We start from the raw sequence: 12,152 nt of genomic DNA on the forward strand, positions 1-12,152 counted from the left end.
GCCTGGCTGCGGCAATTACTTGCCGAGTTTTAAAAGGCTTGGGGGCAAATCGCAGTGGCCGATTACATCTCTGGGCCGAATGGTATTATACTGCCAAGAACACAGAGGTTTGGCTCTTGGGCCGAGCCTGAACCGACACACCGGAGAGTGGCAAAATGGCCGAAGAAACCATATTCAGCAAAATTATTCGCCGTGAAATACCCACGGACATACTGTATCAGGACGAGTTGGTGACTGCCTTTCGGGATATCAACCCCAAGGCGCCTACCCACGTGCTGATAGTACCCAATCATCTGATCCCCACGGTCAATGATGCCAAAGCCTCGGACGAGCAGGCCATCGGCCGTATGGTTACAGTGGCCGCCAAGCTGGCCGCCGAGGCCGGGATTGCTGAGGACGGTTACCGTTTGATCATTAATTGTAATGAGCATGGCGGCCAGGAAGTGTTCCACATCCACATGCATCTGCTTGGCGGTAAAGCCTTGGGGCCTATGGTGAGTCCAGAGTCATGAAAGTCAATCCGGAGTTTTTCCCGCTGACGACTCTGGCGAGCCGTTTTGTCAACCAGTTGGCTCAGTGCCGTCGCCTTATGCTCAAGGTACATGAGGCCAGTGAGCACCATGTACTGATAGAATTGCCCTACAGTGCCGAGTTGGTGGGGTATCCTGAGACAGGGGTTATCCATGGCGGGGTTATCACCACATTGATGGATACCGCCTGTGGCTGCGCCGTGGTTTGTGCTATCAAGGACAAATATGGCTCGCTGGAGATCTCACCAACTCTGGATCTGCGGGTCGATTATATGAAGCCCGCCGAACCCCACAAGCCGGTTTATGGTTTTGCCGAGTGTTATAAGTTGTCATCCAGCGTGGCGTTCACCCGGGCCATCGCCTATCAGGACAGCATAGACGACCCCATCGCTCATGCGGTTGGCTCCTTTATGCGAATAAGCCCAGAAATGATCGGGGACACTTTCCGCAAGGCGCTGATGGGAGAAGAGGCGAAATGACAGACGCCAAGGCATCCATGGATGTAAAAAGCATAGTCGCCAAGGTGACAGAAACCAATGATTTCAGTCATTTGCTTGAGCATGTTCCCTATGCTCGCTTTATCGGCATGTTGGTGGAAAGGTTTGGCGATGAGCTGGTGTTTCGCCTGCCAGCCAAAGATGACAACATAGGCAATCCGGTATTGCCAGCCATTCACGGCGGGGTGATCGCCGGATTTATGGAGATGTCGGCCATCATTCAGCTGATGGTGTTTATGCAAACCAGTAAGGTGCCCAAGGTGGTTGATTTTTCCATCGACTACTTACGCGCCGGTTATCATAAGGACAGTTTCGCCGAGTGCCGAATTACCCGTCAGGGGCGGCGAGTGGCTAACGTCAATATCGATTGTTGGCAAACCAACCGTAAGCAGTTGATAGCAACCGCCCGGGCACACTTTTTGATTGACTGAGAAAAAGGATTGGCAGATGAAAAAAGTCTTGGTAATAGCAGCAACCCTGCTGGCTCTGGCAGGCTGCGCCAACCATACGGCCGGAGTGTATGCTAGCTCGACCGGTGAAAGCCGTATCGACAACAGCAGTTTTGCCCGCTCAGTGAGTGTCGGAGACTTGATGGCCAGAGGCGAGGGCGGTTTGCTTAGAGGCACTGCCACCATCAGCAGCAAAGTCGCTACCGATATGCGTGTTCAATATAAGTTCACCTGGTATGACGCCAGCGGTTATACCTTGGACGATGAAGGTGTATCCTGGAAGTCGGTCAAGCTGCATGGTAAACAGCAGTTGCAGGTGAGCGCCGTGGCGCCGAATCCGACAGCTAGCCGCTTTGAAGTCTATGTCAGAGAAGCTTTTTCCAACTGAACTTTGGTGAGAGTGCCTAATTTAAAACCCCCGAGGGTCTGAAAATGATCGTCGGGGGTTTTGTCTTAAATAGGTGCGTGTTTGCTTAGTCGTGATATTGCTCTGCGGCAAACAGAGTGTTTTCCAGCAAGCTGGCGATGGTCATCGGACCGACGCCGCCGGGAACCGGGGTGATATGGCTGGCGCGCTCACAGGCAAGATCAAAGTCAACATCTCCCACCAAGCGGCCGTTGTCGAGTCGGTTTATGCCCACGTCTATGACTATGGCTCCCGGCTTGATCCAGCTGCCCGGAATAAAACCTGGTTTACCTACGGCCACCACCAGAAGATCGGCGCGGCTGACTTTGTCTTTGAGGTCTTTAGTGAATCTGTGGCAAGTGGTGGTGGTGCAGCCAGCCAGTAAGAGTTCCAGCGTCATGGGACGACCCACGATATTGGAGGCACCAACCACAACTGCATCCAGACCATAGGTATCGACTCCGGTAGACTTGATAAGAGTCATGATCCCCATAGGAGTGCAGGAGCGCAGTACCGGGATCCTTTGAGCCAAACGGCCGACATTATAAGGATGGAAACCGTCGACATCTTTGTCGGGACGGATCCGCTCAATGACCTTGGATTCTTTAATATGTTCAGGCAGCGGCAGCTGCACCAGAATGCCATCTATGGCGGTATCTTCATTGAGCGAGTCTATCAGGGTCAGCAGTTCTTCTTCACTGGTGGACTCAGGCAGATCATAGGAGCGGGAGATGAACCCCACTTCTTCGCAGGCTTTACGCTTACTGCCGACATAAACCTGAGAGGCAGGATCCGCTCCCACCAGAATAACAGCCAAGCCTGGGATACGCTGTCCCGCTGCTTGACGTGCAGTGACTTTCTGCTTTAGCTGTTGTCTTATGGATTGCGCAATCGCTTTGCCATCTATGAGTTGGGCTGTCATGGGTGTAGGATATCCTTTTATATGGCGCGATGTTAGAAACGGCGCCATTTTACCAGTGAGGCTTAGGGGTGTCATGGACAAACCGGCTCCAGAACACAGAATTTCGTCAAAGCAGCACGTAATTTCGCCAAGCAGATGGCATGGTTAAAAAAATCGTTGACGCTTGTCGGGTGAGGGGCTAAGATGCGCTCCGTTCTCGAGGCTGGCAGGTGTAACCGGGCTTGGAGAAAAATTCTCGGTGATTAGCGCAGCCTGGTAGCGCATCTGCTTTGGGAGCAGAGGGTCAGAGGTTCGAATCCTCTATCACCGACCAGATTTCAAGGGCAGTGTGGATAGCATTGTCAGTACCGCTTAGGATGCAAATTTAATTTGCAGGTCCTGCGCCCGTAGCTCAGTTGGATAGAGCATCCGCCTTCTAAGCGGATGGTCGCAGGTTCGAATCCTGCCGGGCGTACCATCTTCGGTGGTGATTGTAGCTCAGTTGGTAGAGCCCTGGATTGTGATTCCAGTTGTCGTGGGTTCGAGCCCCATCAGTCACCCCACTCTTTTATAAAAAAAGCGACCTTAGGTCGCTTTTTTTATGCCTTTTTCTGTGGCATTGAGACTCGACTCCACTAAGATCGGTCGATATAATGCTGCGTCTTGATAACAATCAACATTGTGCGACCGGTGCCGGAATTCACTACTGATGGGCATTCCAGTCAAGTTTAAAGAGATCAAGAAACGAATACCTGAATAGTTGAAACAATCGGCTATTGCAAAGGACGTTAGACACATTTCGAGGTAAAACAATGCAAGTTTCTGTTGAAACAACCCAAGGCCTGGAGCGTCGCCTGACCATCTCTGTTCCTGCAGAGCAGATCGAAAAACTGGTTAAAGACAACCTGCTGCGCGAAGCCAAGCGTGCACGTATCCCCGGCTTCCGTCCAGGTAAAGTCCCAGCGAGTGTGATTGAAAAGCGTTATGGCAAAGCGATTCGCCAAGACATCACTGGTGAAGTGATGCAGCGCAACTTCATTGAGGCCATCATTGCCGAGAAGTTGAACCCTGCCGGTGCTCCAACCTTTACCCCAGGTGCCACTGACGCCGAAAAGTTTGAGTTCACCGCGACCTTTGAAGTTTATCCAGAAGTTGAAATCAAAGGCCTGGACGGTATCGAAGTTGAGCAACCTGTTGCCGAAGTACAACAAGCCGACGTTGACAACATGATCGAAACCCTGCGCAAGCAACACGCGACTTACGAAGCGGTTGAGCGCGCTGCCGAAGACGGTGACAAAGTGGTTATCAACTTTGTGGGTAGTGTTGACGGTGAAGAGTTTGAAGGCGGCAAGGCCGAAGATTTCGAACTGCAACTGGGCAGCGGTCGTATGATCCCTGGTTTTGAAGAAGGCGTTAAAGGCCACAAAGCCGGTGAAGAGTTCGACATCGACGTGACTTTCCCTGAGGAATACCACGCCGAAAACCTGAAAGGCAAAGCCGCCAAGTTCGCTATCACAGTGAAAGAAGTCAAGGGTGCCAACCTGCCTGAAGTTAACGACGAGTTCGCCAAGCTGTTCGGTATCACCGAAGGTGGCATCGATGCTCTGAAAGCTGAGATCAGCAAGAACATGAGCCGCGAGCTGGAACAAGCTCTGAAAGCCAATGTGAAAGAGCAAGTGCTTGATGGCCTGCTGGCTGCCAACGAAATCGAGCTGCCAAAAGCGCTGATCGACGGTGAAGTTAACGTTCTGCGTCGCCAGGCCATGCAGCGTTTCGGTGGTCAAGGTGCCAACATGCCTGAGCTGCCAGCCGAGCTGTTCACTGAACAAGCCGAGCGCCGTGTTAAAGTCGGTCTGCTGCTGGGCGAAGTGATCAAATCCAACGAGCTGAAAGCCGATGAAGAGCGCGTACAGGCGCTGATCGCTTCCATGGCTTCTGCCTATGAAGATCCAAAAGAAGTGATCGAATATTACAACGGTAACGAAGAGTTGATGCAGAACATGCGCAACCTGGCTCTGGAAGAGCAAGCCGTTGAAGCGGTTCTGAAATCAGCCAAAGTGACTAAGAAAGATGTCGCTTTTGAAGAATTTATGAACAAGGCTACCGGCCGCGCATAACCTAAGCTTGACTTGCTTGGTTGTTCGCCATTTATAATGGCTCGTATGAGGTCCCTCATGCGGGCCGTTTTTTTATTTAGGGAAAGTTAATGATGCATAACGCGCCAGAATCAGTACTTAATGCACTCGTTCCTATGGTGGTTGAGCAAACTGCCAAGGGAGAACGCTCTTACGATATCTATTCACGCTTGTTGAAAGAGCGGGTGATCTTCCTGGTTGGTCAGGTTGAAGAGCACATGGCCAATCTGATCGTGGCACAGTTGCTGTTTTTGGAATCAGAAAACCCGGATAAAGAGATCTCTCTCTATATCAACTCACCAGGTGGCTCTGTCACTGCTGGTATGGCTATTTATGACACCATGCAGTTTATCAAGCCAGATGTCAGCACTGTATGTATCGGACAAGCAGCTAGCATGGGCGCCTTCCTGTTGGCCGGTGGCGCTAAGGGTAAACGTCACTGTTTGCCGAACTCACGGGTGATGATCCATCAGCCTTTGGGTGGCTTCCAGGGACAGGCATCGGATATTGCTATCCACGCCCAAGAGATACTGGGGATCAAACAGAAGCTGAACCAGATGTTGGCCGAACACACAGGTCAACCGTTGGAAGTTATCGAGCGGGATACCGACCGAGACAACTTTATGAGCGCTTCTCAGGCCATGGAATACGGTTTGGTCGATTCGGTTCTGACCAAACGTTAAGGCTGATTTTTGCTTATGGCTGGGCTATGCTCAGATTGAAGACGCTTAAGTGTATGGCAGTAGAGCAGACTGCAAAAGAGGTAGAGTAATGGGTGACAACAAAGGCAACGGTGATAGCGGCAAATTGCTGTATTGCTCTTTCTGCGGAAAAAGCCAGCATGAAGTTCGCAAGCTGATCGCCGGGCCATCTGTGTATGTATGTGATGAATGTGTCGAGTTGTGTAACGACATCATTCGCGAAGAGATAAAAGAGATTTCGCCCAACCGGGATCAGGACAAGCTGCCGACTCCCCACGAACTGCGTGCACACCTGGATGATTATGTTATCGGCCAAGAGCAGGCCAAGAAGGTGTTGTCTGTGGCGGTTTATAACCACTACAAGCGCCTGAAGAACAGTGCTCCCAAAGATGGTGTGGAGCTTGGCAAGAGTAATATTCTGCTTATCGGTCCAACCGGTAGTGGTAAGACCTTGTTGGCAGAGACCTTGGCTCGGTTCCTGAATGTGCCTTTCACTATGGCGGATGCCACCACATTGACCGAAGCCGGTTATGTGGGGGAAGACGTTGAAAACATTATTCAGAAGCTGCTGCAGAAGTGCGACTATGATGTTGACAAGGCGCAGCGTGGTATTGTCTATATCGATGAGATTGACAAAATCAGCCGTAAGTCAGATAACCCTTCCATCACCCGAGACGTGTCCGGTGAAGGGGTGCAGCAGGCACTGCTGAAACTGATTGAAGGCACTGTTGCCGCCGTGCCTCCTCAGGGCGGCCGTAAACACCCACAACAGGAGTTCCTGCAGGTCGATACCTCTAAGATACTCTTCATCTGTGGTGGTGCCTTTGCAGGCCTTGAGAAGGTGATTGAGCAGCGCTCTCACGTGGGTAGCGGTATCGGCTTCGGTGCTCAGGTTAAAGGTCAGGCCGAGAAGGCCACCATCACAGATACTCTGTTGCAGGTCGAGCCGGAAGATTTGGTCAAATATGGCCTTATTCCTGAGTTTATCGGGCGTCTGCCTGTGGTTGCGACTCTTGGCGAACTGGATGAATCCGCTTTGGTGCAGATCCTGTCCGAACCCAAGAACGCCATCACCAAGCAGTTTGCCACTTTGTTCGAAATGGAGAATGTCGAACTTGAGTTTCGCGACGATGCCCTCAAGGCGATAGCGCAAAAGGCGATGTCCCGCAAGACAGGGGCCCGTGGCTTACGTTCCATCGTTGAAGCGATACTGCTGGATACCATGTATGACCTGCCTTCCATGGATAATGTGGTCAAGGTGGTTATTGATGAATCCGTGGTGAAAGGTGAGTCAGCGCCTATTCTTATTTACGAGAATAATGACTCCCAGGCTGCTGCCGGTGACCAATAACTGAGCAATAAGCTATCAAGTTGAAAATTAAGGAGTCCATCAGGGCTCCTTTTTTTGTCTTTACCATTGAAAGCCGGGAAAGCGTCCCAATATACTCACTGTAATCTTTAACTGAAACGGAATCGAACTATGACCCTAGAGCGTGAAGCGCGAATCGAATTGCCCGTGCTGCCACTGAGAGACGTGGTGGTCTATCCCCATATGGTAATTCCGTTATTCGTAGGACGTGAAAAGTCCATCCGTTGTTTGGAAACTGCCATGGCGCAGGATAAACAGATCATTCTTGTGGCGCAGCGGGATGCGGATCTGGACGAGCCTGGCATAGACGATATTTTCGACGTAGGTACAGTCGCTTCCATTTTGCAGCTGCTGAAGCTGCCAGATGGCACAGTCAAGGTGTTGGTTGAAGGCGGCAAGCGCGCCCGTATCGAACGCTATACCCAGGAAGAAGAGTTCTTTGTTGCTACCGCACACTACCTGGAGTCCGAAGCGCTGGACGACAGGGAAGAAGAGGTGCTGGTTCGCAGCGCTATCAGTCAGTTTGAAGGCTATATCAAGCTGAACAAGAAAATTCCGCCCGAGGTACTCACCTCTCTCTCTGGTATCGAAGAGGCCGACAGATTGGCCGATACCATGGCGGCGCATATGCCGCTTAAGCTGGCAGACAAACAGTCTGTACTGGAGATGGTCAAGGTCGGTGAAAGACTCGAGTATCTGATGGCCATGATGGAAGCGGAAATCGACCTGCTGCAGGTAGAAAAACGCATCCGCTCCCGGGTCAAGAAGCAGATGGAAAAGAGTCAGCGTGAGTACTATCTCAACGAGCAGATGAAGGCTATCCAGAAGGAGCTTGGCGATCTTGATGAAGGCCATGACGAGTTCGAAAGCTTGGGCCGCAAAATAGAAGAAGCCGGCATGCCGGAAGAGGCCAAAGAGAAGGCTTCTGCCGAGCTCAATAAGCTGAGAATGATGTCACCCATGTCGGCCGAAGCCACTGTGGTGCGCAGCTATGTTGACTGGATGACCTCAGTGCCCTGGAAACAGCGCTCCAAGATTAAGCGTGACCTCTCCAAGGCCGAACAGGTACTGGATACAGATCACTATGGCCTGGAGAAGGTTAAAGAGCGGATCCTCGAGTATTTAGCGGTACAGAGCCGGGTGAAACAGCTCAAGGGCCCAATCCTGTGTCTGGTTGGCCCGCCAGGGGTTGGTAAGACATCCCTGGGGCAATCTATTGCTAAAGCGACTGGTCGTAAGTATGTGCGGGTCGCATTGGGCGGCGTGCGTGATGAGGCGGAAATCCGTGGTCACCGCCGTACCTATATAGGTTCTATGCCGGGCAAGATCATCCAGAAGATGGCCAAAGTCGGGGTGAAAAACCCGCTGTTTTTGCTCGATGAAATCGACAAGATGAGCTCGGACATGCGCGGCGATCCGGCCTCGGCATTGCTGGAGGTGTTGGATCCCGAGCAGAACGCCACCTTTAACGATCACTACTTGGAAGTGGATTACGATCTGTCCGATGTGATGTTTGTGGCCACCTCCAACTCGATGAACATCCCGGGCCCCTTGCTGGATCGGATGGAAGTTATCCGTCTTAGCGGTTACACCGAAGATGAGAAACTCAATATTGCCAAGCAGCACTTGTTGCCGAAGCAGATTGAACGTAACGGCCTGAAGAAGAATGAAATCACTATCGATGATAGCGCTATTCTCGGGGTGATCCGCTACTACACCCGTGAAGCCGGGGTGCGGGCGCTGGAACGTGAGCTGTCGAAGATTTGCCGTAAAGTGGTCAAACAGATCATGCTGGAGAAAGATACCAAGCATGTGGATGTCAATCAGGACAACCTCAAGTCTTTCCTCGGGGTACAGCGCTTTGACTATGGTAAGGCCGAGTCCAAGAATCAGATTGGTCAGGTAACAGGTTTGGCCTGGACCGAAGTGGGCGGCGATTTACTGACCATCGAAGCCACTTCTGTTGCCGGTAAGGGTAAGCTGACCTATACGGGCTCACTGGGTGATGTGATGCAGGAGTCTATTCAGGCCGCAATGACAGTGGTTCGTTCGCGTGCCGAGCAGTTGGGGATCAACCCTGACTTCTACGAGAAGCGCGACATCCATGTGCACGTCCCCGAAGGGGCAACTCCGAAAGATGGTCCATCAGCGGGTGCCGCCATGTGTACCGCTCTGGTTTCCAGTCTGACGGGGAACCCGGTCAAGGGTGAGGTCGCCATGACTGGCGAAATTACTCTGAGGGGTGAGGTGTTGCCTATCGGTGGTCTGAAAGAGAAACTGCTGGCGGCCCACCGCGGTGGCATTAAGCTGGTATTGATACCCAAGGAGAACGAACGGGATCTGGAAGAAATTCCGGCTAACGTAGTGGCAGACTTGGAGATTCGCCCGGTTCGTTGGATAGACGAAGTGCTGCAACTGGCGCTTGAGCGACCAGTCGAGGGCTTTGAAGTGGTTAAAAATTTGGGCTAACGCAAGAAAATGTCCTATGCCACTAAAAAAAGTGAAAAAAGGGGCTTAACAAAACCCAGACCTGTGGTAGCCTAGGTCTGTGGAGAGCCAGTTGTGCCAAGCCCTTGGGGCGACTGGCTTTGAGCTGTATCCAATTTAAATTCTTTGGTTTTCCAACTGTGCTTGAACTTTGATATCAAGCTTGTTATAAAAGCCTCCGCAGACCGCTCTAGAGAAGGATTTGGTTGCGGCGCGAAAATTACATTCAAGGGGATGACATGAACAAATCTGAACTAATCGAGAAAATTGCTTCTGGTGCTGATATTTCTAAAGCCGCTGCCGGCCGTGCATTGGATTCTTTCATCGCAGCTGTGACTGAAGGTCTGAAAGAAGGTGACAAAATTTCTCTTGTTGGTTTCGGTACTTTTGAAGTGCGTGAACGCGCTGAGCGTACTGGTCGTAACCCACAGACCGGTAAAGAGATCAAAATCGCTGCAGCTAAGATCCCTGCATTCAAAGCAGGTAAAGCTCTGAAAGACGCTGTTAACTAATTAACATCGCAGCCTTTGTAGGGCTTTCGTAAAGATTAAGCACTGCCAGGCAGTGCTTTTTACGGATTGGAAGCGCCGGATTAGCCGACGTTTCGGAGTGTGAGGATAAGCTGAAGTAGCGTCTGCAGACTCCATTCATGTTACAGATAGGCGCATCCCACAAGAGATGCGCCTTTTTTTTACTATTAATCGCATAAGCGAGACGTCTGATGTTAGAGAAGATTCGCGAAGGGTCACAGGGCGTAATAGCCAAAGCTATTTTGGTACTGGTGATACTTTCCTTTGCATTTGCTGGTGTAAGCAGTTACCTGGGTTCCTCCTCAGTGGCTCCGGCCGCCACAGTCAATGGTGAAGAGATTTCCACGACCGAACTGGACCAGGCCTATCAAAGCGAGCGTGCCCGTCTGGAACAACAACTGGGCGAGATGTTTGACGCTCTGGCGGCCAATGATGCCTATCTGGCCAGTATCAAGAAAGGGGTGCTTGAACGCCTGGTAGCACAAAAGCTGCTGGATCAAGCCGCCGCAGAGATGGGTCTGAGAGTATCCAATGCTCAAATCGTAGAAGCGATTAGACAAGAGCCCGCTTTCCAAACTGAAGGTAAGTTCGACAACGATCGCTTTGAAGCGATTCTACGTCAACTGGGCTATCAACAAGCGACTTTCCGTGAAAGCATGCGGGTGGACATGACACGTCGTCAGCTGATCAGCGCTTTGATTGGCAGTGAGTTTGTTCTCAATGGTGAGGCAGAATCGCTGGCCAAGTTGCAGGGACAAACCCGGGATATCCGCTATCTGATGGTAGATGCAGAGCCTTTCCTGGCCGAGGCTACTGTGACCGAGGAAGAAGTTAAGTCATTCTATGACACCAACCCGGCCCAATTTGAACGTCCGGAAATGGTCAGTCTTGAGTATGTTGAGCTCGATGCCAAAGATTTGGCCAATGGCATTCAGATCAGCGATGAACAAGCCAAGACTTACTATGATGAGCATCAGAATCAATACCAGACTGCTGAAAAGCGTCTGGCGGCCCATATTCTGATCGACGCATCTACCGACAACGCCGAAGCCAAGGCCGAGGACCTTCACAAGCAACTGGAAAATGGCGCTGATTTTGCTGCGCTTGCCAAGTCAGACTCTCAGGATACCCTGAGCGGTGAGAAGGGCGGTGAATTGGGCTGGTTTGAACCCGGTGTGATGGACCCTGCGTTCGACGAAGCCTTGTTTGCGTTGAACAAGGGTGATATCTCCAAAGTAGTCAAGACACCTTTTGGTTTCCATATCATCAAGTTGCTGGATATCCAAAGCGGCCAGACGGCTCCTTTCGCCGAAGTGAAAGACAAGATTGTCGCCCAGCTCAAGCAGGATGAAGCAGTTAACCAATTCTATGGTTTGCAGCAGAAGCTGGCCGATACCAGCTATGAAATTCCTGATAATCTGCAGGAAGCGGCCAAGGCCGTAGGGGCAGAGATCAAGACGACTCGACTGTTTGGCCGTGACAACGCACCAGCTCCTTTTGATAAGCCAGAGCTGTCCAAGGCCGCGTTCTCCAGCGATGTGCTGGGGGGCATGAACAGTGAGCTGCTTGAAGTTGATCGCAATCATGTTGTCGTTATTCGCATCAAAGAGCATCAGCAAGCCGGTACACTGGAATTCGCCGAAGTGAAGCCTGCCATTGAAGCGCGTCTCAAGCAACAAAAGGCCAATGAGATTGCTCGTGACAAGGCGCAGGAATACATGGTCAAGCTCAAAGAGGGTAATGCCGATATCGCCCTGCAGAGCCGTGCTAACCTGGGACGTTTCACCCAGGACGTAGATTCGGCGTTGGTGAGCAAGGCATTCCAGATGGCCAAGGCCACAGAGGGCTTGAGCGTTGATACTGTATCGCTGGCGACCGGTTATGCGGTGGTGGTATTGGATGCTATTCATGACGCAGAAAGCGCACCGGCCGATCAGGTTGCGGCTATCAAGCAAGGTCTCAACAGCCAGTACGGTGAGAATGACTATCGTGCCGTTATCGATATGTTGAAGGCCAAGGCTGAAATCGTTTATCCGGAGGATGATGAGTAAATCAACTCATTGATTTAGTGTAAAAAACCGGTCAAAGTGACCGGTTTTTTTATGTTTAGTATTTATGTCCAGCGGTTAACTTTGCCGCTGGAACTT

11 protein-coding genes and 3 tRNA genes are annotated in these 12,152 nt (G+C 51.4%); 13 read left to right on the plus strand and 1 reads right to left on the minus strand.

Annotated elements, in window-relative coordinates; all coding sequences use genetic code 11:
• The first annotated feature begins 155 nt into the window (after nucleotides 1–155).
• The 4 genes from hinT to CBE72_RS03885 are packed head-to-tail and all read left to right on the plus strand — an operon-like array spanning nucleotide 156 to nucleotide 1,864.
• Complete coding sequence (gene hinT, locus CBE72_RS03870; RefSeq protein ID WP_100142396.1) at nucleotides 156–512, plus strand: purine nucleoside phosphoramidase; 357 nt, start codon at nucleotides 156–158, stop codon at nucleotides 510–512.
• Nucleotides 509–1,009: a PaaI family thioesterase gene (locus CBE72_RS03875; protein WP_100142397.1), complete on the plus strand. Its 501-nt coding sequence runs from the start codon at nucleotides 509–511 to the stop codon at nucleotides 1,007–1,009. The genes hinT and CBE72_RS03875 overlap by 4 nt, the downstream gene beginning before the upstream one ends.
• Nucleotides 1,006–1,458 (plus strand): PaaI family thioesterase, encoded by a 453-nt coding sequence (locus CBE72_RS03880; RefSeq protein WP_100142398.1) that lies wholly within the window; start codon nucleotides 1,006–1,008, stop codon nucleotides 1,456–1,458. Before CBE72_RS03875 ends, CBE72_RS03880 begins: the two co-directional genes overlap by 4 nt.
• A 16-nt stretch (nucleotides 1,459–1,474) precedes the next feature.
• On the plus strand, nucleotides 1,475–1,864 hold the full coding sequence (locus CBE72_RS03885; protein ID WP_100142399.1) for a YcfL family putative periplasmic lipoprotein: 390 nt from the start codon (nucleotides 1,475–1,477) through the stop codon (nucleotides 1,862–1,864).
• Between the two features lie 85 nt (nucleotides 1,865–1,949).
• Here the strand turns inward: CBE72_RS03885 and folD are convergent, their stop codons facing one another.
• The gene (folD, locus tag CBE72_RS03890) at nucleotides 1,950–2,804 is read right to left on the minus strand and encodes a bifunctional methylenetetrahydrofolate dehydrogenase/methenyltetrahydrofolate cyclohydrolase FolD (RefSeq protein ID WP_100142400.1); all 855 of its coding nucleotides are present in this window, start codon (nucleotides 2,802–2,804) and stop codon (nucleotides 1,950–1,952) included.
• 236 nt (nucleotides 2,805–3,040) lie between these two features.
• Between folD and CBE72_RS03895 the strand changes: the two genes are divergently transcribed.
• The 9 genes from CBE72_RS03895 to CBE72_RS03935 all read left to right on the plus strand — a co-directional run bounded on the left by CBE72_RS03895 (nucleotide 3,041) and on the right by CBE72_RS03935 (nucleotide 12,056).
• Nucleotides 3,041–3,117: transfer RNA gene (locus CBE72_RS03895), tRNA-Pro, on the plus strand.
• A gap of 67 nt (nucleotides 3,118–3,184) precedes the next feature.
• Nucleotides 3,185–3,261, plus strand: a tRNA-Arg gene (locus CBE72_RS03900).
• A gap of 9 nt (nucleotides 3,262–3,270) precedes the next feature.
• Nucleotides 3,271–3,346 (plus strand) — tRNA-His (locus tag CBE72_RS03905).
• A gap of 249 nt (nucleotides 3,347–3,595) precedes the next feature.
• A complete protein-coding gene (gene tig, locus CBE72_RS03910) occupies nucleotides 3,596–4,900 on the plus strand; it encodes a trigger factor (RefSeq protein ID WP_100142401.1) in 1,305 nt (434 codons plus the stop codon).
• A 92-nt stretch (nucleotides 4,901–4,992) separates the two neighbouring features.
• Nucleotides 4,993–5,601, plus strand: a complete 609-nt coding sequence (clpP, locus tag CBE72_RS03915; protein ID WP_100142636.1) for an ATP-dependent Clp endopeptidase proteolytic subunit ClpP — start codon at nucleotides 4,993–4,995, stop codon at nucleotides 5,599–5,601.
• Between the two features lie 88 nt (nucleotides 5,602–5,689).
• A complete protein-coding gene (gene clpX, locus CBE72_RS03920; RefSeq protein WP_100142402.1) occupies nucleotides 5,690–6,970 on the plus strand; it encodes an ATP-dependent protease ATP-binding subunit ClpX in 1,281 nt (426 codons plus the stop codon).
• Nucleotides 6,971–7,099: 129 nt separating this feature from the next.
• Complete coding sequence (gene lon / locus CBE72_RS03925) at nucleotides 7,100–9,457, plus strand: endopeptidase La (RefSeq protein WP_100142403.1); 2,358 nt, start codon at nucleotides 7,100–7,102, stop codon at nucleotides 9,455–9,457.
• 257 nt (nucleotides 9,458–9,714) lie between these two features.
• Entirely contained in the window at nucleotides 9,715–9,987 is a 273-nt protein-coding gene (hupB, locus tag CBE72_RS03930; protein ID WP_100142404.1) for a nucleoid-associated protein HU-beta, read from the plus strand.
• A 209-nt stretch (nucleotides 9,988–10,196) separates the two neighbouring features.
• Complete coding sequence (locus CBE72_RS03935; protein WP_100142405.1) at nucleotides 10,197–12,056, plus strand: SurA N-terminal domain-containing protein; 1,860 nt, start codon at nucleotides 10,197–10,199, stop codon at nucleotides 12,054–12,056.
• The last annotated feature ends 96 nt before the right edge of the window (nucleotides 12,057–12,152 follow it).

Origin of the sequence: Shewanella carassii (genome assembly GCF_002777975.1) — a bacterium.
In the GTDB taxonomy this organism is placed as follows: domain Bacteria; phylum Pseudomonadota; class Gammaproteobacteria; order Enterobacterales; family Shewanellaceae; genus Shewanella; species Shewanella carassii.